Source organism: Shewanella surugensis, assembly GCF_023284005.1.
GTDB lineage: Bacteria > Pseudomonadota > Gammaproteobacteria > Enterobacterales > Shewanellaceae > Shewanella > Shewanella surugensis.
In genome coordinates, this window is the sequence record NZ_JAKIKS010000006.1 from 58,253 (window position 1) to 81,392 (window position 23,140).

17 protein-coding genes are annotated in these 23,140 nt (G+C 40.9%); 15 read left to right on the forward strand and 2 right to left on the reverse strand.

Annotation, left to right across the window (positions count from 1 at the left end):
• Positions 1-153: 153 nt before the first annotated feature.
• From tssG to L2764_RS03030, 14 genes are all read left to right on the forward strand, one after another.
• The gene (gene tssG, locus L2764_RS02965; protein WP_248938755.1) at positions 154-1,173 is read left to right on the forward strand and encodes a type VI secretion system baseplate subunit TssG; all 1,020 of its coding nucleotides are present in this window, start codon (positions 154-156) and stop codon (positions 1,171-1,173) included.
• 20 nt (positions 1,174-1,193) lie between these two features.
• Complete coding sequence (gene tssH / locus L2764_RS02970) at positions 1,194-3,800, forward strand: type VI secretion system ATPase TssH (protein WP_283106889.1); 2,607 nt, start codon at positions 1,194-1,196, stop codon at positions 3,798-3,800.
• Between the two features lie 40 nt (positions 3,801-3,840).
• Positions 3,841-5,370 carry a type VI secretion system Vgr family protein gene (locus L2764_RS02975; RefSeq protein ID WP_248938757.1) on the forward strand — a complete coding sequence of 510 codons (1,530 nt, stop codon included), beginning with the start codon at positions 3,841-3,843 and terminating at the stop codon, positions 5,368-5,370.
• Between the two features lie 575 nt (positions 5,371-5,945).
• Positions 5,946-6,587: a hypothetical protein gene (locus L2764_RS02980; RefSeq protein WP_248938758.1), complete on the forward strand. Its 642-nt coding sequence runs from the start codon at positions 5,946-5,948 to the stop codon at positions 6,585-6,587.
• Between the two features lie 15 nt (positions 6,588-6,602).
• Positions 6,603-7,631 carry a hypothetical protein gene (locus L2764_RS02985; protein WP_248938759.1) on the forward strand — a complete coding sequence of 343 codons (1,029 nt, stop codon included), beginning with the start codon at positions 6,603-6,605 and terminating at the stop codon, positions 7,629-7,631.
• 69 nt (positions 7,632-7,700) lie between these two features.
• Positions 7,701-8,375, forward strand: a complete 675-nt coding sequence (locus L2764_RS02990) for a hypothetical protein (protein WP_248938760.1) — start codon at positions 7,701-7,703, stop codon at positions 8,373-8,375.
• A 36-nt stretch (positions 8,376-8,411) separates the two neighbouring features.
• Positions 8,412-12,143, forward strand: a complete 3,732-nt coding sequence (locus tag L2764_RS02995) for a DUF2169 family type VI secretion system accessory protein (RefSeq protein WP_248938761.1) — start codon at positions 8,412-8,414, stop codon at positions 12,141-12,143.
• Positions 12,136-13,239 (forward strand): pentapeptide repeat-containing protein, encoded by a 1,104-nt coding sequence (locus L2764_RS03000; protein WP_248938762.1) that lies wholly within the window; start codon positions 12,136-12,138, stop codon positions 13,237-13,239. Before L2764_RS02995 ends, L2764_RS03000 begins: the two co-directional genes overlap by 8 nt.
• A complete protein-coding gene (locus L2764_RS03005) occupies positions 13,239-13,892 on the forward strand; it encodes a DUF3540 domain-containing protein (RefSeq protein ID WP_248938763.1) in 654 nt (217 codons plus the stop codon). Before L2764_RS03000 ends, L2764_RS03005 begins: the two co-directional genes overlap by 1 nt.
• 48 nt (positions 13,893-13,940) lie before the next feature.
• Positions 13,941-14,345 (forward strand): DUF4150 domain-containing protein, encoded by a 405-nt coding sequence (locus L2764_RS03010; protein ID WP_248938764.1) that lies wholly within the window; start codon positions 13,941-13,943, stop codon positions 14,343-14,345.
• 170 nt (positions 14,346-14,515) lie between these two features.
• Complete coding sequence (locus tag L2764_RS03015; RefSeq protein WP_248938765.1) at positions 14,516-15,358, forward strand: phytanoyl-CoA dioxygenase family protein; 843 nt, start codon at positions 14,516-14,518, stop codon at positions 15,356-15,358.
• A 68-nt stretch (positions 15,359-15,426) separates the two neighbouring features.
• A complete protein-coding gene (locus L2764_RS03020; RefSeq protein WP_248938766.1) occupies positions 15,427-15,861 on the forward strand; it encodes a VOC family protein in 435 nt (144 codons plus the stop codon).
• Positions 15,861-16,190 carry an IS30 family transposase gene (locus L2764_RS03025; protein WP_312018333.1) on the forward strand — a complete coding sequence of 110 codons (330 nt, stop codon included), beginning with the start codon at positions 15,861-15,863 and terminating at the stop codon, positions 16,188-16,190. The genes L2764_RS03020 and L2764_RS03025 overlap by 1 nt, the downstream gene beginning before the upstream one ends.
• A 190-nt stretch (positions 16,191-16,380) precedes the next feature.
• Positions 16,381-18,558, forward strand: a complete 2,178-nt coding sequence (locus L2764_RS03030; RefSeq protein WP_248938767.1) for a malate synthase G — start codon at positions 16,381-16,383, stop codon at positions 18,556-18,558.
• Positions 18,559-18,690: 132 nt separating this feature from the next.
• Here L2764_RS03030 and adhE read toward each other — a convergent pair whose 3' ends face one another.
• Together adhE and L2764_RS03040 are read right to left on the reverse strand one after the other, a co-directional pair.
• Positions 18,691-21,291, reverse strand: a complete 2,601-nt coding sequence (adhE, locus tag L2764_RS03035) for a bifunctional acetaldehyde-CoA/alcohol dehydrogenase (protein WP_248938768.1) — start codon at positions 21,289-21,291, stop codon at positions 18,691-18,693.
• Between the two features lie 511 nt (positions 21,292-21,802).
• Positions 21,803-22,450 carry a coiled-coil domain-containing protein gene (locus L2764_RS03040; RefSeq protein ID WP_248938769.1) on the reverse strand — a complete coding sequence of 216 codons (648 nt, stop codon included), beginning with the start codon at positions 22,448-22,450 and terminating at the stop codon, positions 21,803-21,805.
• Between the two features lie 507 nt (positions 22,451-22,957).
• On the opposite strand from L2764_RS03040, the gene L2764_RS03045 reads away from it, so the two are divergent.
• Positions 22,958-23,140, forward strand: a 183-nt coding sequence (locus L2764_RS03045; RefSeq protein ID WP_248938770.1) for a transposase, incomplete at its 3' end; no start/stop codon positions are given.

The following is a 23,140-nucleotide window of genomic DNA, read 5'->3' on the forward strand; positions in this document are numbered from 1 at the left end:
GGTGTTTTTTTCTTTGGAATAAAAGGTAGCATGTATCGCTTTTCTACATGGCAAGTGTAATAATCATTTATTTCGACTTAAAGACGATAACAGTATGATATTGAGAGAGTCTTTTTATATACTGTAATGATGAAAGACCGAGGAGTCATAGTGATGACAAGCAAACAGTCGAAATCCAATTCTGCTAACAATGATCTTATTCAAGATCTGATGCAATTTCCTGAGCAATATAGTTTTGTACAAGCCATACGGCTATTGCGCAGCCAATCAAAATCTGATATTAAAAGCTATTGTAAACAAAGAGTAAGAATAAGACCTAATTTGTCTTTAGGTTTTTCGGCCACTGAAATCATTCAGTTAGAACAGCAAGGGGATTATTGTCAACTGACCACTAACTTATTTGGTCTTTATGGCGCGGGCTCCCCTATACCGACATTTTACACGGAAGAGTTATTCGAAGAACAATCTCAAGATCGCAGTGTTGGTCGAGATTTTTTGGATATTTTTAACCAGATGTTCTTCGAACAATACTTTCAAGCCTCCTCTAAATATCGTTTTCTGCCTAAATTATTAGAAGAGCGTGATATTGATACCTTAGACAGACTTTTTTCTTTTGTCGGTTTAGGTTCTCAAGCGTTAAGAGATAATACCGAAGATGCGGGGTTACTCCTACGTTATAGTGGATTATTGACGCAGCTTCCGCGTTCTTCAGAAGGTTTACAAGCTATTATTGATGATATTGTTTCTGAGGACATTCATGAGCCTATAGGCATGAAAAGTCGAAGTCAGGTACGCGTGGAAGAATTTATTGAGACTTGGGTGAATATTCCTACTGGACAACAATCAGTGTTAGGAATGAGTCCTATTTTGTTGGGGGAAGAATCCTATTTAGGGACTAAATGTAAAGATATGAGTCAAGCTTGTCATATTTATATTGAGGTCGATGACGCTCAAAAATTTAAAGCATTACAACCCAATGGGAAGTTATTTAAACGAATTGTAGTGATTTTACGCCACTATTTAGATGAATTGATTGATGTCAGTGTTTGTCTCTGTCCGACGCAAAGCGCAATAGAAGCGCCTCGATTAAATAATGAGAAAAGTGCGTTATTGGGGATGAATACTTGGTTGGGTGGAATACCTAATAAGGTGACTTTTCCACTGAAATATTAATACGGAGAACATGCTTGATGATGAATGTGGATTTAAAAACTTTACTTTCAAAGCTGAATTATTATTCCAGTAATGCTCTGCATAATGCAGCGGGATATTGTATGTCTCGTACACATTATGAGGTGACAATTGAGCATTGGTTATTAAAGTGTCTTGAAGCAAAAGAAGGCGACTTGTGCCTGCTGTTAGAATCTCAAAATGTCGATGTTGGCGGCTTGATACAAGCGCTCAACCGGAGTTTAGAAGATAATACGACGGGGAATAGTGCCAAGCCTGCTTTCTCTTCTCGTTTAATTGATCTATTAACGGATGCGTGGCTCATTTCCAGTGTCGATTTAAATTTAAGTCAAATACGTTCGGGGACTTTATTACTGGTTTTATTGTCCAAACCGATGAGTTATGGACAGTCAAGTTGGTTCGACTTTCTTAGGAGCTTGCCTTTTAATGTGTTATTAAAGCAATTTTTCCCTTTAGTACGAGATTCAGCAGAAGTGGCTGCGGTGAGTTCAGCTGAAGAAAAAGGGCAAGATAGTCAAGCAACTGGCTCGGGATTTATTGACCGTTTTTGTACTGACTTTACGGCTAAAGCTCAAAAAGGCAGTATGGATCCTGTTTTTGGTCGAGATGAAGAAATTAGACAGATTGTTGATATTTTGGCACGTCGACGTAAGAACAACCCCATTTTAGTGGGAGAGCCTGGGGTGGGTAAAACGGCAGTAATTGAAGGGTTGGCACTGCGTATCATTGAAGGTGATGTGCCCGATGTGCTAGCGGGTGTGCGTTTGCTGGGTTTAGACATGTCTTTGCTTGAGGCGGGTGCGGGCATGAAAGGTGAATTTGAAAACCGTTTAAAAGGAGTCATTGATGAGATCAAAGCCAGTGTCAAACCGATTATTTTGTTTATCGATGAAGCCCATACTTTAATTGGAGCAGGAGGCAGTGCGGGTACGTCTGATGCGGCGAATTTGTTAAAACCTGCACTTGCTCGAGGTGAATTAAAGACCTGCGCGGCAACGACATGGGGTGAGTATAAAAAATATTTTGAAAAAGATCCGGCCTTAGCAAGGCGTTTTCAATTGGTAAAACTAGAAGAGCCCAGTGTTGAAGTGGCAACGTTAATTGTTCGTGGGCTTAGAGAATATTATGAACAGTCTCATGGGGTTGCTATTCGTGATGATGCGTTAGCGGCGGCTGCGAGTTTTAGTGATCGCTATATTACTGGCCGCTTTTTACCGGATAAAGCCATTGACTTAATGGATACGGCTTGCGCCCGCGTTAAAGTTAACCTAAAAGCGATGCCTGCCAAAGTTGAGGATACCAGCCGTCATATACAAGCTTTAGAAAGAAACTTGAAAGGTATTCAGAAAGATTTAGATAATGGTGTGCTGATTGATCTTGAAAGCATTCACTTACTTGAAGCTGACATAGAGCAAAGCAGATTGGATCTTGATGAGCTGACGCTTCGCTGGGAAACCGAAAAATCGGCGATAGAGACGGTATTAGCGGTAAGAGCTGAATTGGCTGAAGTGACAGATGACACCGTTGATGAATGCAAGAAGAGATTATTGGCCGCGAAAGAGGCATTATCTTTGATACAGGGCGATGAACCATTAATGTATTATGAAGTGTCACCGGATCTCATCGCTAAGGTTGTGTCTGATTGGACCGGTATCCCATTGGGTAAAATGGCACGTGATCAAGCCAGTGTTTTCCTCAATTTAGAACAATTAATGCAAGCCCAAATCAAAGGGCAAGATGATGTACTGAATGCCTTAGCCGATGGGTTACGAATGGCCAAATCGGGTTTATCTAAACCGGATCAGCCTATGGGGGTATTCTTATTGGTTGGGCCTTCTGGTGTGGGGAAAACAGAAACTGCATTAACCCTTGCTGAATTATTATTTGGTTCGACTAAGAATCTTATCACGATCAATATGAGTGAGTTCCAAGAGAAACACAGTGTGAGTCGTTTAATTGGATCGCCTCCAGGTTATGTTGGCTACGGTGAAGGGGGGATGTTGACTGAAGCCGTCAGGCAGCAACCTTACAGCGTGGTGTTGTTAGATGAAGTTGAAAAAGCCCATCCTGAAATTTTGAATATTTTTTATCAAGTTTTTGATAAAGGGACTTTGAGCGATGGTGAAGGCAAGGAAATTAATTTTAGAAATACTGTTGTGTTGTTAACCAGTAACTTGGCGACGGATGTGATTGTTGAGTTAAGCCAGCAAGAAGGGATAACGCGTCAAATTTTAGCCGATACCATAAGACCTATGTTAAATGAGTATTTTAAACCTGCTTTACTCGCTCGAATGAATTTATTGCCTTACAAAACATTGAGAGGTGATCAACTAAAAGAAGTGGTGGTATTAAAATTAACGCGTTTAGCTGAGAGGTTAAAACAGAATAATGGTACGCATTTTACCTATACCAAAGCGGTAGTCGATCAAATTACTGAGCGTTGTACTGATGTGGAGACGGGGGCGCGTAATATTGACTTTATTCTCAATGGCAGCATTTTACCCGAGCTGTCTCGTCAAGTATTGGCGCAAATGGGGCAAGGAGAGATGCCTGAAACGGTTACCCTCAATATCCAAAAAGGTGAGTTTACATTCAAATTTAGTGCGTAATGTTATCGGGTATGTTGTTGTTCGTCACTAGGGGGTAAATATGAGTATAATCGAAAATAGTTTAAAATTCAGTGCCGTAGGGTGGGATGAAAATAGTTTCAATGTAAATTCTTTTTCTGGTGAAGAAGCAATGTCATCGCTTTATCATTTTGATATTGAGTTGACAACTGATGATTATGATATTGATGTGGCCTCATTACTGAATGCAGAAGCGAGTTTTACGATTACAGTAGGGGAACAAGCGCCTCAATTTTTTCATGGTATTTTGTCAAAGGTCTCTATTCAAAATGAAATTGATGACCGTTTGTGTATTAAAGTGCAGTTAGTGCCAAAACTGTGGGCATTGACACTCGGTGTGGGAAGTCAATTGTTTCTGGAACAAAGTGTACCCGATGTGATTGCAACGGTGTTAGATGATAGAGACTGTAATGGCATTGTATTTACGTATCAAATAAATATGTCTCAGGAATATGATAAGCAAGATTTTATTTGTAAGTACAATGAGTCTGCGTTTGGTTTTATATCAAGATTGATGGAGCAAGAGGGGATTTTTTATTATTTTGAACAGTTATCAGATAAAGAAGTCTTGCATATTTCAGATACTAAGATGATCCATCAGGAGAAACCCGATACCAATGCGATTATTTATGGTAGAGGTGCAGGTCAACAAACTTCGATGGCGCCTGAGCTGGTGACTGAATTTAATGTCAATATTGCTCGTCAGCCTAAAGATGTGCTGTTAAAAGGCTATTTGTATAGCCGTCCCGATCTGCCACCAGAAGGTAAGGCACAGGTATCCGATACGGGCATTGGACGAGTTTATTGTCATGGCGATCGTTTTCTTTGCCAAAGTCATGCTGATAAGTTGGCAACCATTAAGGCGGAGCAACTTAATTGTGTGGCGAATACGCATTTTGGACACAGTTCAGTTTCATGGTTACAGCCAGGCTATTTATTTAACCTTAAAGGCTATATGGTTAAAAGTGTTGATCAGCAATATTTGCTGATTGGTATTAAGCATGAAGGTAGGCAAGCCAGTGAGTTCAATCTAAATATTGACGATAAGAAGGATTATTATACCAATCGTTTTTCTTGTATTCCCGCTAGCTTGCCTTACCGAGATCAATTGAAAACGGCAAGGCCGGTTGTCAATGGCACCATACATGCGGTGATTGATGCGGCGAGTTCCAGTGCAATGCTTGATGATGAAGGGCGTTATAAAGTGAAATTCCCCTTTGATTTATCCGATACTGAAGGCGGGCAAGCGTCGTATTGGGTGAGAATGGCGCAGCCTTACGGAGGGAGTGGTCATGGTATGCATTTTCCATTATTGAAGGGCACTGAAGTGATTTTAACCTTTGAAGAGGGCGATCCAGACAGGCCCTTGATATTATCAACAGCGCCAAACCCTGAAAACCCAAGCTTAGTGACGGATTCAAATTCTAATCAGAATGTCATTCAATCGGCGAGTGGTAATCAGATGGTGATGGATGATTCATCGAGTGGAAAATCCATAACGCTTAAGAGTGAAGGGGCAACGATTACTTTTGGTAATTTCACTTTAGATTAAGCATTTCAGAATGAATAAAAAACCTTAATGTTTCGATATTAAGGTTTTTTATTTTGGTAAGAATGTGAATTGAACTTGTTGATAGCATATTTTAAAACTATTTACTTTTATATTGCATTGTGGTTTTCATTGTCATTTATTTATCCTACTATTTTACCTTCTGTTTTAAATATTATTCTATTTTGTATGATTTTTTACTTTTAGGGTATTAACCTCACCTTATGTTGCAAGTTATTTGGTTATTTGTTTTTACTTTTAAGTTTTAACGTTATTGTTTTAAAAGCTGGAATAGTTGTTTTTGTATTTATATAATTAAAGATTAATGTTTATATCTTGTTGGTATAGGATTTAACATCATCCCTCCTTTTATCGCTACGACTTAAGCCTAAGTTGTGATAGGTTTTAAAATAAGTTATTCACTAATTGAATAATTTATTCCAATACACTTATATTCTCACTGTTTATAGTTCATCACTGCTCATTTTTAACAATAATTAAAAATAAGCGTGCTTTGGTGACCGATATTGATTCAGTGTGATTTTGTTTCATGATTAATTTTAGGGGGAGCGTTATTGATGACATCACCACTTGAGTCTAATGGCGGTATCGATGAAAGAACCAGCTGGGGGTTTTCTGGGGCAAAAATAACGGCCCAAAATTATTATGGCATGACTGTGGGTGTGAAGCACCTTCAATCATTAGGAGAGAACTTTTTTCTATTCATGGGAAGTGAGTGGAATGCCACAGTGGGTTTGAAATGTTCTTTTACGACTTTAACCATTAAGACGGCTTTTAAAGTTGCTAAACAAGATATTTCAATGAGTAAGTTTAAATATAAAATATCGGATAAAAAAATTGTTGCCAGTGAAGATAAAGTCTATGCGGCTAAATTGGATAAAGTGTTGAGCGACTTTTCATTAAAACTGAATGAACACACACAAATTGCATCTGAAGCGACAACTGTGATCAATCAATTAAAGGATGTGGGCAGTAAGTCAACATTAATTGCGAAAGATTCCCGAATTCATGCGTTAAAAGTGAAAGATAGAACGAGTGATATTAAACAATTGGCGAATGATTTTACCGATGAAGCGAATAGTATAGAGTCGTGCAATACGACACTGTCGAGTTTTATTAATGATATTGGTGTTTATAATACCTTATTAACGAGTCGAGTCAGTTTAACTGAGATTGCTCCAATAAAGTTTCTTAATTAATGGCTCGGGGTGGATATGGAAAATAATAGTCATTTTGATCATCGAATGAATAATGAGCACAATAATGGAAACGGTCATGGGCAAAATGATCAAGGAAATAATGGAATCAATAATGGAAACGGTCATGGGCAAAATGATCAAGGAAATAATGGAATCAATAATGGAAACGGTCATGGGCAAAATGATCAAGGAAATAATGGAAGCAATGATGGAAACGGTCATGGACAGAATGATCAAGAGAATAATGGAAACAATGATGGAAACGGTCATGGACAGAATGATCAGGGTAATAACGGACATAGTGATGATGAGTCAGAAGACTTAACCGACGATAGTTCAGACGATGATGCTGATAATAGCTCTGAGAACAGTTCGACTACTGAAGAAGTGGAGGACAAGACTCCCTATGGCTTTACTAGCAGTACGGGGTGGAGCGAATATAAAGATCAAAAAAGTTTTCTCGGAATGAAGGTAGTGACTAAGCAACTTTATTCTATTACCAATGGCGGTAAATGTTCGATTACCTTAGGCTCAGACACCACCTTAGTGGGGGGCTCTAAATTATTGATAAAGGGTTTGGCATGGTCTAAACATGCGCACTTGGGATATCACTTTAGTGGCAGTTTCGCCACCTTATCTTGGAGCAATGATGCTAATGATGTTTCTTTTAAATCACAAAAATTAGCAGCTGAAAAAGAAAAATTAGAAGCGGTGACATTTAAAGCCCATATTGAAGAATGGGAGTCAAAGGTGAGTTCCCAAACCGCTTTAGCGCATAGGATCATGCAAGTTAATTCAGAAGTTGGCGCGTTAGGTCAGAAATTGGGAACTGTAAGCTCTGAATTTGAATCGACTCAATTTAAGTATGAAACGGGGCTTATACGTAAAAAAGTCCTAGTCACTAAAATTCAGAATGTGACTCAAGATTGCCAGACGGTTGCTCAGTCGACAGATCAATGTGCAAATGCACTCGAGAAAGTATTTTTTAATGTCAATAGTGCAGCCAGTGTGGATATTGAAGATAAAAAGCTGATTTTGATGTGATGTAGGTTAATGAAAACAATGTTATTAACGATCTATTGATACTACTAATAATAAAGATAAGGATTGTTTATGTCTGATATTAATACGGATGATGATTACTCCTCAAGTACGGGTGATGATTATACTGAAAATACCACTTATCGTTCATTACTTACCCTTAATGGTCGTACCTTATTTTATGTCAATTCTTGGTACAAGTATACGCCTGGGATTGTGACTTGGGTGACACTTGGACATAATACTTTAATTAATATAGGCGGGTTCACCGAGATTGTGTTCCCCAGTTCGATTTATTTTAATATGGGAATTTCAACAAGTTGGAGTGGTAAAGTCAATAGTCTGACCTTTACTTACCAACAAGCAGCGATTAAAAAGTTAAGCGCCAAACTACTCACTTTTAATGCGAAAGCGCAACGAAAACTGGCTGTCGTTAGTGGTATTGAAAGCTACCTTTCTAAGGTTGATAGTTTATCGAATCAAACTCGATTGATTGGCTTGTCTTATGAAAATGCGGTTAATAAAGTTAACCGTGCTTCCATTGTGACCAAAGCATTAGCGCTTAATTTACAGCAAGAACAAGCCAGTATTAATAATGGCTTATTTCAGGCGAGAGTTGCAGTGAATAGTAATCGAAAAGCCATGAATAAAGTTAAAAATATAAAATCTTCGTTGTCGAATAGTGTGTGTAGAGTTAACTCCGGCAATGTTTCGATTAAAGATGATGTTATTACGGTACACGCCTGAGTATTATTTATTAAGTATTGATTAAGGTTGTGTTTTATGTCTATAAAAATAATGAAAAATGATGAGATTGCGACACTTTTTGTTCCTTATGAATTACAAGGAAAGTCTTATTTATGTATTTCGATGATAGTCGGCTTTGATCTACTCTATCCTGAGAAATCAGTCAATGAGCAAAAAATTTGGGCGTCTGTTAACGCCAGTTTAGACGGGCGTATGTTTGATGCTGGCATGCCTAAAATTAATCCGGAATGGTTATTATCGGGGGCGTGTTTTAGTGGGCCATCGCCAAGGGAGGTGGTGAAAGTGTCTGCTCATTTTGCGGGGAGTGAGAAACAAATCGATGTTTATGGTTCTCGGCAGTGGCAATATAGGCAAGGTCGACTTGTGCCCTCTGAGCCAGCTCCTTTTATTCGACAACCGTTAACCTGGGAAATGACCTGGGGCGGGGAGGATATCGCTGAAAATAAGTTGGGGTTAAGTTTAGTCGAAGAGTCATATCCCTTAGCTTGTCTTTTTTATTCTGATGATATTCACAATAGCCGTGTAGAAAACACGGATCACAGATCGGCTTGTTTTTTACCTTTAGCCATCGATCATCCCATGAGACAAGCTTGTATGGGCAGTTATGATGAAATTTGGTTTCGTGAACGCTGGCCCAGTGTCCCACAAAATTTTGATTGGCATTTTTTTAATCAAGCCCCATTTGATCAACGCTTAACCGATTTTTTCAAAGGGGGCGAAGCTTATCATTTGGTTAATTTACATCCCAAGGAGGCGGTGATTACAGGGAGCTTACCTTTTTATCGTCCTCGGGTTTTTGTGAGGCAATACTCCGATCCCACAGCGACGCCTATTCAAAATGTTGAGTCGTTAAAACAACATGATAATGAAGCCATTGATCAAGAGATCCAATATAAAATATCTGAGATTGGTTTGCGTAACGACACGGTGTGGTTTTTCCCTGAGCAGCAATTAGGCTTACGTATTTTTAGAGGCAGCATTGAAGTACAAGATGAAGAAGCGTTAGATGTGTCAGATATTTTATTCGTCAGCGAAGATCGGGAAAAAAATCCGTTATCCACAGAGCATTATGTCCACTATATGGCGCATTATAATGCTGCGAAAGAAGCCGAATCGGCAGAAATGGCTCAGCTGGGTGAAAAAGCCCAGCAAGCTAAACTCGATCTGGCTGAGGCGGAAAAAGAGCTCTCTGATATCCCGCAATACATGGCGTTTAAACAAGGGCAGTTTGAAAATAAAATACCTGCTGGAAAAACGCAACCTCATGATTTTTTAGCGCAATTAGATAGACAGCTTGATGTGAGTAGCGGGCAGTTAGCGACTCTGGCTCAACATGCTTCGGGTTTATCTCCAGAGCTACAATCATTGTTGGCGCAATCAGGTCCTAAAATCGATGCAATGAAAAGTAGCTTTGCTCAGCAAATGCAAATGCACATGAAGCTAAAGCATGATATGGCGACTGATTTGAAACAAATGAAGTTAAACAAGCCTAATGTCGCAACCAATCCTGAGTATGGTCAACAAGTACAGGCCATGGAAGAAAAACTCAATGCCTATGGTGATATACTTGATTATCCCCAAACGGACACCCCTTGGCATGACAAAGCCAGTGAGTTAGTGGCACAGAGTAGCGATCTCGATTATTTTCTAAAAAGATGCAAGAAATTAATGGCTTTGGGATTCAGAAAACTGAATATTCAGCGGTTGATGTTAGGCTATTTATCCCATGAAAGGGTGTTTGTCCCACAAGAGTGGGGTTTATCGATGGATGACTTTCATGATGAATTACCGACGACATTGCCTTCAGGTTGGTTGTTACCTGAATACCAAGAGGGAGTGTTTACGGCTTTACATATTCGCCAGTCACTATTTGAACCAGAGACTGATATGCTTGTTTTTGGCAGTGAGACATTTCCTTGGCATAGTGCCTTACAAGTAGGCTTACCAGTGGTAATGTGTCAAGATCGAAGCTTTGCATGGCTGATAGAGCAAGATGTAAGAGGCTTGGTGAATGTCATTGAAATGCCATTGGTTGATACTGAGTTATCCGATGATGTGCAAAAGGTCATCGTGGCTGCGCCGCAACATTTTTTGTTTATGCAGAATATTGATGATTTGTCCCCTTGGCAAGCCGTTTTTCCTGCATTAGAGCCGATTGGATTAAAAGAGGATTTACTCATTGAGCAAGCTTATGCTGAGTCCGTTGATTTAACGGGTTGGTTAGTTGAATATATTACGCCTATAGAAGGGCAAAGCTCAACGGATCAGCTCGCTAATATTCAGAAGACAAAACGCAAGTCATTGTTTGCCGTGCCACAGTTTACCAAAGAACAGGCCCAAGCGGCTTTTGATCAAAAACAAGCGAGTTTATATCAAGATTTTGGTTTGACCGCTGGCATGCCATTAAAAGCCGCGCTTAATGAGGCTTTCGAGCAAAAATCGGCCTCTTTTAAACCTAAATTACCCGCTGGGGTATCCAGTGATGTGTTTCAAAAAGGCTTAGATAAATTAAAAAACGCCCCTTTATCGACAGCGCCCGCCAGTGAGCAATTTGAGCGGTTATCTCAGCAATCGATTGCATTACTCGAAAAAGAGCAAGCTAATGCAAAATCTGATGTCGCTAAAGATCTCGTTGAGAAGCAATTATGTTTAGTTAAAGCAGAAGCGCAAGTTGCCATCGATAAAATGAAAGAATTAGAAGCGATAGCGCCGCCTAAAATAAACAATGATGACACGCCAGTTGATTTTGAAAAACTGAGCCGAGAGCAAGTCATTGATTGGCATGAGCGAGGTTTATCGCTGGCTAAGAAAGACTTATCAGATTTGGATTTATCTAACCTTGATTTATCTTATGTGGACATGAGTGGTTCCATTTTATCTGAAACGAACTTCAGTGGCTCAAAGCTTATTTCAGCTAAGATGCAAGAGGTCATTGCCACGGAGGCTATCTTTGATAGTGCCGATCTTGAAGGGGCGGATCTTTGTCGAGCATTACTCTCAGAGTCAAGTGGATGCAAGGCCCATTTATCACATGCCTGTTTAGATGAAGCGGTTTTGTCCGATGCACAATTTAATCAGGCTAATTTTACTTTTGCCAGTATGAATAGCATGACCGCAAGCGGTAGCCAATTTGTTGGATCCAATTTTAATGATAGCCAATTACATCAAGCTAACTTATTGAATACCCTTTTAGATAATGCCTCTTTCATTCGATGCCGAGCCATTAAAATGAAATGTTTCGAGGCCAAAGCAAAAGAGAGTGTTTGGACGGATGCTAAGCTTGATAAGGCCCTGTTTTGGTCTGCGGATTTAAGTGGCGCAGATTTCACTGCCGCTCAATTAACCAATGCCCGTTTCGGCAGTGCACAGTTACCCGGAGTTTGTTTTAACCAAGCGGTATTGGTCAAGGCCAACTTTGCCGATGCCAACCTCGCCGATGCCCATTTTCATCAAGCGAATATGGAAAATATCTATATCAGTAATACCAACATGCAACGCACGCAGCTCCATGGTGTTAATTTAAAACGGGCTCAATGTATTCGCAGTAATTTTAATGGTGCTCATTTTCAAGCCGTGAATGCCATGCAAACCAACTTTATGCGCTCCATTTTCAGCAATAGTACTTTAGACCGAGTGTGTTTTTACAATGGTGATTTATATAAGACGACCTTCGGTAATACGCATATTAAAAAATGTAATTTTAAAGCCACCTTATTAGCCAATAATGAGGACCTAATCAATGGATAATCTTGGTGATATAGAAAAGACTGAGCAAGAGGGAAATAATCAGCCTCTTGATAAAGCGGCCGCATTGCAACAGCAAGTCTTGCACCAAAAAATGCATTTCAGTGGTGAAGATTGGCAACAGTTGACGTTAACAAAAGTGGTGTTTACCGATTGTCAGTTTACGGACATTAATTTTGCGCATATTCAATTATCCCAATGTTCTTTTAACGGTTGTCAGTTTACTCAGTGTGACTGGATGGCGGCTGAGCTTGATGGGGTGATTTTTGACCGTTGTGCATTTCAACATGTGAGCATGGCACAAAGCGTATTAAAACAAGTCCTGTTCAGTGAAAGTGTCCTTAATGAGGTGACTGTAGTTTCCTCAAATCAGCATTTGACGCTGTATACCAATACAAAAATCATTAAAACAAACTTCGAGCAAGCGCAGTTACGCGCGTGTTGTTTTACTGGCGCAACACTAGAAGAGGTGAATTTTACGGACGCGAAGTTGTTTAAATGTGTGTTTGATGAAACCATTTGCCAAGCGGTGTTATTTTCGAAGACGACAATTGAAAAGTCCGCTTTTATGGAGACAGATTTAAGCACGAGCCGTTTTATTGAGGTGGACTTTTATGCGGTACAACTCAATGGCTGTCAGCTTAAAGAGGTCGATTTATCTCATTGTCGATTAGAGAGTTGTTACTTTATGAATAGTCAGATGCAAGGGGCAACGTTGGTTGGGATTAAAGGCGCCCATGCAGTGTTTATGGATGCGGATTTAAGAGACAGTGACTTTAGTGATGCATTTTTGCTGGGCAGTTGTTTTGAGAATGCAGACGTGTCTTATGCAAATATGAGTAATGCGGTGATATCGCAGTCCAATTGGGTGAAGGCTATTGCGATACACGCTAATTTCGTTAATGTTTCAGCAGAGTATATCGATTTATCTTATGCGAACGTGTCTTATGCCAATTTTAGTCGAGCTAATTTAATGACGGCAAAGCGGCATTGTTTGGTGGATAAAGAATGCAATTGGTTAGGTGCTAATACCCTTGGAGCGACGGGAACAGATCTGGATCTGGCCGAAGCTGAATACTGGTCAACGGAGGTTAAGTGATGAATTCAATACTCTTATCAAGTGATATGACATTTAATGAATTATACACTACCACAGGTAGCGTAGTGGCTTGTGAGTCAAAAGGGGCATATTGTGTCGATACGGCACAAGGTGAGGTGGCGGTGTCTTTGGCGGCCAGTTGTTTATTAATGCCTGCGGTGGGGGATGTGTGCACGGTGGCCATTGATGAGGACGGTGAAGGCTGGCTGTTAGCCATTTTAGTGCAAGCGGATCCGAGTCAAGGGATATTGGCTCACTCAGGTGCATTGCATATTGCCGCGCAAGGGGCACTGCATTTTAAAGGGCAAAGGATCATGAGTGAAGCCGAGGAGCAGATGCATTTTTCGGCAGGTGAGGTCAGTGTGCACAGTCAGCGAATGGCGATGCATACAGAGGAAGCGAGTTTAAGTGCCAATAAAACCCAAGTGGTGACGAAAGTCTTGAGCATGGTAGCCGATAAAGTGGAGCATGTAGTGGAGCTGTGGATGCAGCGCTTAGGCGAGAGCTTTCGGATCATTAAAGGACACGATGAAAAGCAAAGTGGCAGTAGCCGGCAGTTAGTGGAAAAAGATGCTGTGACGCATGCAAAGAATGTGATCAGTAGTGCAGAGAAACAGATGATCATGGAAGCGGAAAAAATCCACTTAGGCTAAGTCGAAAGTGTATTGCCCCGTGGTAATAATCGGTAAAGAGAGGTGTGTATGTTTGGTAATACAGCGTTAGGTGGCATGAATTTAGGTTTTCCGGATGTGTGTAATACACCGGGTCCGGTGGGGCCTATTCCGGTGCCTTATCCGAATATTTCTCAAGGTAATATGTGTAATCCAGGGACTGCGGCGTTAAGTGTATTGGTGGATGGGGGGCCATCGATCAACCAAGGTTCGATTATTACCTTAAGCAGCGGCGATAATGCCGGCGCGATTGGTGGTGTGGCCTCGGGCATGATGATGGGGCCGACAACCTTTAAGCTGGGGAGTATGGGAGTGATGATAGAAGGGTTACCGGCGATGCGTTTAACCAGCATGACGGGCCAAAATGGCATGTCACCGAATTGCCCCGGAGTGACACTGGCCCCTTCTCAAGTGAAAGTCATGTATATGAAGTAAGGCTTTATTTGAGAAGGCTTAGTTTATATATGATTGATCTAAGCTGCAATACTCAATGAAATAATCAGCCCGTTACGGCTGATTTTTTGTAGATGAATGTGGTATGGCTTTATTATAGGTTTTTTTTTGATTAAGGTAAGGGAAGTTCATGTCATTTTATAGGGAACATAATGCTAACCCGTCAACAAAAAGCGCAATATCACCAGCAAGGTTTTGTGGTGTTAAAGGATATGGTGGATAGTTACTGGCTAACAAAAATAAAAGCCCAAGCAGCTCAATTAGTGAATGAATGGCAGGACGAAGACCGTTCACATACCTTTACTACTCAAGATAACAACCGCAGCGGTAATGATTTCTTCTTTAATTCAGCTGAAAATGTTTGTTGTTTTTTTGAAGAGGAAGCCTTTGATAATAATGGGTTGTTTGTGCAAGATCGAGCCTTGTGTATTAATAAAATCGGCCATGCTCTCCATGAACTCGATCCCGTTTTTAGTGCGTTTAGTCATCAAAGGCAATGGGGGGAGATAGCGAAGGCCATTGGATTAGAGCAGCCGCAAATTCGCCAGTCTATGTATATTTATAAGCAGCCCAATATCGGAGGGGAAGTCAATTGGCATCAAGATGCGAGCTTTTTCTATACTAGCCCCCAAAGCGTGATCACTTACTGGTTCGCGATTGAGGATGCCTCTTTGCAAAATGGCTGTCTATGGATTGAGCCACGGGGTCATCAAGGTCCTTTAAGAGAGCGATTTAATCGACAGGATCATAACACTCATATGCAGCGGTTGAGTGATGTCCCTTGGCCTATTGAAACGGGTGTGCCTGTTGAGGTTAAAGCGGGTAGTCTAGTGGTGTTTCATGGTTTTTTACCGCATTATAGCGCCGCGAATCGCTCAACCATATCTCGACAAGCTTATACCTTACATGTGACCGATGGGATGAGTGAGTATGCCAAAGAAAACTGGTTACAGGCAAATAAATTGCCTTTAAGAGGTTTTGAGTCAACTGAGTGATATGAATGCTATTTTACTGATATATTCAATGAATACGGTATAAGACGAAATACTGAGGTCAGTATTACATGCAGCAAGCACTTATTCATGTGGCGTTAGTCGTTAAAGATTACGATGAAGCTATCGATTTTTATGTCAATAAACTTAAATTCGTATTGATTGAAGACAGCTATCAAGAAGAGCAGAATAAACGTTGGGTGGTTGTATCGCCACCGGGTTCTCAAGGTGCCACCTTGTTACTGGCGAAAGCATCAAGACCAGAGCAAGTGAATGTTATTGGCAATCAAACTGCGGGGAGGGTGTTTCTATTTTTAAGTACCGATGATTTTTGGCGTGATTACCACCGAATGGTGGCTGAGGGGATAACGTTCGTTCGAGAGCCGGCTAAGCAAGATTATGGCACTGTGGCAGTTTTTGAAGATTTGTACGGTAATTTATGGGATTTATTGCAATTTAACAATAACCATTCAATGTCAAAAAGATTGATGTTAGACCGTATATGATTCAGAGGTGTTTTAGGGAATTGAATGCGTGTTTTAATGTACACACTATCACTTTCGATAACGGTGGCGAGTTTGCAGAGCATGCAGTAGTCGCAAGAGCACTAGAAGCAGAGGCATACTTTGCTCATCCGTACTCATCTTATGAGCGTGGATTAAATGAAAGCTTTAATGGGCTACTGAGGCAGTATTTCCCAAAAGGAATGGATTTAAGTCAGGTTACGGAGAAAGAAGTTCAGGCAGTCCAAGAGCGACTGAACTTAAGATCAAGAAAGTGTCTTGGTTATAAGCAGCCTAAAGTAGCATTTGAAGCGCTACGTCAGGCGGCATAGGCGAGTGTGGCACTTGCGAGTTGAATTCGCCGATGGCTATGATATTCATCTGCTGAATGTCAGTAATAAGCACGATAAATTAGTTAAATGAATCCTAGGTGGGATAGACTGAAAAAACGGCATGTTTTATATTTCAACAGGATGGACGCCTGCGATTACTGGTATTCACCTCATTACATGGGATGGTTTTATGACGGCACGTATACAGGTTGGCGGACTTAAGATTGCTACGGGACTGTGGCAATTAGTCGATGAGAGAATGTTAAGCGGCATAGGTATCAAGTCCAAAGACTTTTGGTCTACGTTTGAGAAAATAGTGGATGATTTAACCCCAATCAATAAAGCGTTATTAGAAAAAAGGGCGCATTTACAATCTCAAATTGATGACTGGCACCTTGCTCATGTGGGCCAAGCACATGATCCGGACTCTTATAAGGCATTTTTACAAGAAATTGGCTATTTATTGCCTGAAGGTGATGATTTTTATATTGAAACTACTCATATTGACAGTGAAATTACGGATCAAGCTGGGCCACAATTGGTGGTGCCTGTCAAAAATGCCCGTTTTGCGCTTAATGCCGCGAATGCGCGTTGGGGTAGTTTATACGATGCTTTATATGGAACCGATGCCATTAGTGATGCAGGTGGGGCAGAAAAAGGGGCGATTTATAATCCTGTGCGAGGCCAAAAGGTCATTCAATTTGCTAAGCAGCATTTGGATATAGTGGCTCCACTAGAAGATAAAAGTCATGCAAATGGGGTACGTTATTTTATTGACGAAGGCATGTTACAGCTAGAGTTGAATGACGGCTGTATTACCGCGTTAGTCGATCCGGATAAGTTTGTCGGTTACACCGGTGAGTGGCATGCACCTTCATCAATATTACTTAAAAATAATGGGTTACATGTTGAGATACAAATCGATAGTCAGGATAAGATAGGCCAAGTTGATGCTGCACATGTTAAAGACTTATTGGTTGAGGCTGCAGTGACCACTATTATGGACTGTGAAGATTCCATTGCGGCTGTGGATAGTGAAGATAAGATTGAAGTGTATCGCAACTGGTTAGGCTTAATGCAAGGGGTGTTAAGCGAAACAATCGTTAAAAACGAACAAGCCACCATTCGTACATTGGCTGATGATCGTCATTATACGGCGGCAAATGGTGAGGTAATAATCTTACCTGGGCGGAGTTTATTATTTGTGCGTAACGTGGGTCATTTTATGACCACCGATGCGGTGCTGAATCAAGATAATGAAGCCATTCATGAAGGTATTCTTGATGGTATGATCACCACACTGGCTGCGATGCATGACTTGAAAGGACTCCATAATGGGCGAGCCAATAGTCGAGCTGGCTCTGTTAATATCGTGAAGCCTAAAATGCATGGGCCAGAAGAAGTGGCGTTTACCTGTGAATTGTTTAACCGTATTGAAGATGCCCTACAATTAGAACGCTATACCATTAAACTTGGCATTATGGATGAAGAGCGCAGAACCACGGTTAATTTGAAAGCGTGCATTCGAGAAGCAAAGCATCGAGTGGTGTTTATTAATACCGGATTTTTAGACCGAACCGGTGATGAAATCCATACTTCAATGTTAGCCGGTCCTATGGTGCCCAAAGCTGAGATGAAACAATCAAAATGGCTTAAAGCTTATGAGGATTGGAATGTTGATATGGGTTTGGCATGTGGTTTACAGGGTCATGCTCAAATTGGTAAAGGCATGTGGGCTATGCCGGATGAAATGGCGGCGATGTTGGCTGAAAAAATTGCTCATCCTAGAGCCGGGGCCAATACGGCATGGGTCCCTTCGCCTAATGCAGCTATTTTACATTCGACTCACTATCATTTGATTGATGTAAAGGCTTATCAAAATAGTATCAAACAACGCGCGCGCGCCAGTATTGATGATCTGCTGACCTTGCCTTTAATGCAAGCACCACAAGGTTTAACGCAAGAAGCGATCCACAAGGAGTTGGATAATAATGCCCAAGGTATTCTGGGTTATGTGGTGCGCTGGGTCGATCAAGGCATTGGTTGTTCAAAAGTATTGGATATGAATAATGTGGGTTTAATGGAAGACCGAGCGACATTAAGAATTTCTTCACAACACATTGCGAATTGGTTAGTCCATGGGATCTGCACTGAAGAGCAGGTTTTGTTAGCATTAAAACGTATGGCGTTAATCGTAGATGAGCAAAATAGTGGTGATCCTTTATATGACGCCATGGGCCCTCATTTCGATGGATTAGCCTTTAAAGCCGCTTGTGCACTGATCTTTGAAGGGAAAAGCCAACCATCAGGTTACACAGAGCCTTTGTTACATCAATATCGTATTGAAGCAAAAGCACGCATGAACTGATCACTTCAGAGGCATTGGCGGGTTAAGTGAGTAAACGGTCTAGTCCCAAACAAAACATAAAGCCCGTTGCGATTAGCAATGGGCTTTATGTTTTGTTTGGGGCGGAAAGGTCAACGAACTAAAATAGGACGTTTATTCATCTTGGTAATTATGGCCATAATAACTGGCAATGAGAATATTTTTAAGTTCTGCAATCAAAGGATAGCGGGGGTTGGCACCAGTACATTGATCGTCAAATGCTTCTTCAGCGAGTTCATCCAATTTACTCAAAAATAACGTTTCATCGACGCCAGCGGCTTGAATGGAGGCAGGGATCCTAATGATGGCTTTCAAGTTTTCTATTTTATCGATAAGACATTGTAATTTATCTTGTCCGTTATCTCCTCCCAATGAAAGATGATCGGCAATTTCGCCATAGCGACAGAGGGCTTTAGGCCTGTCATATTGACTGAAAGCCGCCTGCTTAGTCGGAATGTCGGTGGCATTGTAACGAATAACATTGCTAATTAATAATGCATTGGCCAAGCCGTGAGCAAGATGGAATTCCGCGCCTATTTTATGGGCCAGTGAATGACAAACACCTAAGAAGGCATTGGCAAAAGCAATCCCTGCAATGGTGGCGGCATTATGCACTTTTTCTCGGGCGATGGGATCATTAGCACCCTGTTCATACGCATTAGGAAGGTATTCAAATAGTAGACTTAATGCTTGTAATGCTTGGCCATCACTGTATTCGTTGGCCATGATGCTGACATAGGCTTCTAATGCGTGAGTGACGGCATCAATCCCCCCAAAAGCGGTGAGTGCCTTTGGAATATGCATCACTAAGTTTGGATCGACAATAGCCATATTGGGGGTTAATTGATAATCGGCAATAGGGTATTTCATACCGGTTTTTTCATCAGTGACTACGGCAAAAGGAGTTACTTCTGAGCCCGTTCCTGATGTTGTCGGAATGGCAATCATCATGGCTTTTTTGCCCATTTTGGGAAATTCATAAATACGCTTACGGATATCCATAAATCGACGGGCTAAATCGGAAAAATGTACATCGGGATGTTCATACATGACCCAGATGATTTTAGCCGCATCCATGGGGGAGCCACCACCGAGGGCAATAATGACATCGGGTTGAAAGTTTAGGGCCATTTTGGCACCCTGTTTAACGGTGGCCATGGTGGGATCGGCTTCGACGTTATAAAACACATCGGTGGCCAGCCCTTGTGCTGTTAAAATATTGATGGTTTCGTCACAATAGCCGTTATTAAATAAGTGCTTGTCAGTAACGATTAGGGCGCGTTTTTTATCACTTATTTCCTCTAAGGCGATGGGTAAACAACCGCGGCGGAAATAAATAGAGGCGGGCAGTTTATGCCACAACATATTTTCAGCTCTCTTGGCTATCATTTTTTTATTAATCAAGTGACTTGGCCCTACGTTTTCAGAAATAGAATTTCCGCCCCATGAGCCACAACCTAATGTGAGAGAAGGAGCGAGTTTGAAATTATACAGATCGCCAATACCGCCTTGTGAAGCGGGGGTATTAATTAAAATCCGAGCGGTTTTCATCCTAAAGCCGAAGTCTTTAATACGTTGTTCTTGGGTGTCTTGATCAGTATAAAGGCCTGAAGTGTGTCCGATCCCACCGAGTTTGACTAAAGCATCCGCTTTATCAACCGCATCCTGAAAGTCTTGTGCACGATACATGCCGAGTAAAGGGGAGAGCTTTTCATGGGCAAAAGCCTCTTCATTATTAATATCAGTGATTTCTGCAATTAAAATACGAGTATGTGACGGTACCGTTAATTGCGCCATTGCGGCTATATCGATGGCACTTTGCCCCACAATAGCGGCATTTAATCCCCCATCATGTAAAATCACTTGCTGTAAAGCATCATGTTCTGCTTGATTAAGCATATAGCCACCGTGTTCGGCAAAGCGTTTTTTAACGGCATAATAGATCTCATCAACGACAATCACGGCTTGCTCTGAGGCACAAACCACCCCATTATCGAACGTTTTAGACATAATAATGGAACTAACGGCGCGCTTTAAATCGGCGGTTTCATCAATAACAATAGGCGTGTTTCCGGCACCGACACCAATTGCCGGTTTACCCGAAGAGTAGGCCGCTTTGACCATACCAGGCCCGCCAGTTGCCAAAATAAGATTGACATTGGGGTGGGTCATTAATTGATGTGATAAAGGCACACTTGGTTCGTCAATCCAACCAATGATGTCGCTAGGGGCCCCCGCCTCGATAGCGGCTTCTAATATAATATTCGCCGCCATAATCGTCGATTTTTTAGCGCGTGGATGAGGGGAAAATATAATACCATTACGGGTTTTAAGGCTGATTAAGGCTTTAAAAATGGCTGTTGATGTCGGATTGGTGGTGGGAATGATCCCACAAATAAGGCCAACAGGTTCAGCGAGAGTAATGGTGCCAAAGGTGGGATCTTCTTCTAAAATACCACAGGTTTTGTCATCTTTATATTTATGATAAATATATTCAGATGCGAAATGGTTCTTAATAACTTTATCTTCCATTACCCCCATCTGGGTTTCTTCTACGGCGATTTTAGCGAGCGGGATCCTCGCATTGGCAGCGGCTAAGGCGGCGGCTTTGAATATCGTATCGACTTGCTCTTGACTGAAAGTCGCAAAATGGGCTTGGGCTATTTTGACTTTTTGGATTAATTGATTGAGTGTGTGCTCATTAGTGACAGTCATAACTTCTCCATTAAAAAATTTTGGCAATGCTCTTACAGCGTGATAATAAAGAGGCGTTGGCGAAATTTTCTTTACATTCTATCCCCAGCCCATGAAACATAGTCATGGGATGGGGATATCAAAGAATATTAACTTCAATAACTATAGGAAAATTACCTCTAATTGGGAGGAATAACTGTGAGCAAAATCACACACTATTAATGTGGTTATTTTAATATAACCAATCATGCATGTTATGTTCAAAAAACCTTCTTATAAAGGAAAGGTGAACAAGCTAATCGTGAGGTTAAGGTGTTAAATTATTCATTTCAATGGTAGCGGTAGTTTGTTTTTTATTTGAATATGATGCACAAAGTGTGTCAAAAACTCTTCAGGTGAGAAGGTTGCAACCCAATCATTTTACGACGAGATTATAATGTTCAAGTCGATGAAGCGTTGACCGGAGTGAAAGTATTGAACAGAGTTATAGGACTGGGTATCAATTGAACGGTGTATTTAGGTTAAGGACAAATCAGTCTAGCATTAATATACCACTTTCTAACATTCTTATACTTTCAGCTTCTTCGATGGCTATTTGATTTGAGCTGATACACATGGAGTTCAGTGCCATATGAACTTGTGCATTATCCATACGGGTATTTGCATCAACGATGGCGGTGTTGCTAGTGTCGATACGCGTATTGGCGGTGTCAAGGTTAGTATTGGTGGTGGCTAAATGAGTATTTGTGGTGTCGATATTAGTGTTAATGGCTGTTATCTTTTGCTCTATAGCGCTAAGGTGTTGCTCTTTTAAGTGTAGTTCAGCGAGGACAGCGGACATTTTGTCTGCCATCATTTCTTTGTGCTCAGCAGTGGCCTTGGTTGCTAGGCCCTTTACGCTCATTTCTTCTATTTTGACATCTGAAAGTTTGTTAGTGAAACTGAGGTTCCAAGAAACATTAACATCTGTTGTTTGTCCAACAAAGATGGATTGTTTAAGACCTAGATTAAGATAGGTCTCATTGCCGACGTGTATGCCCACGGTTGCACCGAGGACGACGGATTCATTTGTGCCTAGAGTGAATGAGTAGGATTGGTTGGCAACGATTTTATATCCGCTATGGTTAAAAGTATGTTCTTTATTGGCGTTACTGGGATTATTGACATCATATTGGGCCATATTACACCTCGGTATTCATCTGTAGATGAAAAGTGAATGTTAGATAATAAATATTATTCACTTTATGTTCTTTGTCAAAGCGGGTTATAAAAATAACAGGAAATGACGAGTTTGTTTTTATTGTTAGCTATGATGAGATAAATAAAATTAGGTTTTACGATATCATAAAGGTGATTCTTTACAACGAATCATCTTTATCTGAATATATAAGTGCCTGAGGTGAAGTTATCCGGTATTCTGTTTGATTTTTAAGCTCCAAAAATATGCAGATTACCTGATAACACATGAGTTCCTGCTTGCTAAAGGGCTAAATTCAACCTTTGAAAACTTTTACTTAAGTTCTTATGAGTTTTTAACAGGTAAACGTGTGTCGCTTATTGCTGAGATCTAGGGATTATGTCCAAAATAAACGTGTTTTAATCGCGGCGTAGTGAGTGTAGCCTAGGGGGCGTTGACAATTGGCCATGATTAGCTGATTAAGATACAATTTTTCTCTTTGAAATTCATATGTCTCGTAAAATGATTAGCGATAAGCAGTGGCGACGAATTCATTCACTGCTTCCAGGAAAAGCCACTGATTGTGGAGTCACCGCAAAAGATAATCGTCTTTTTCTTGAAGCGGTACTTTGGATAGTCAGGTGTGGCGCACCTTGGCGTGATTTACCTAGTGAGTTTGGTCATTGGAATAGT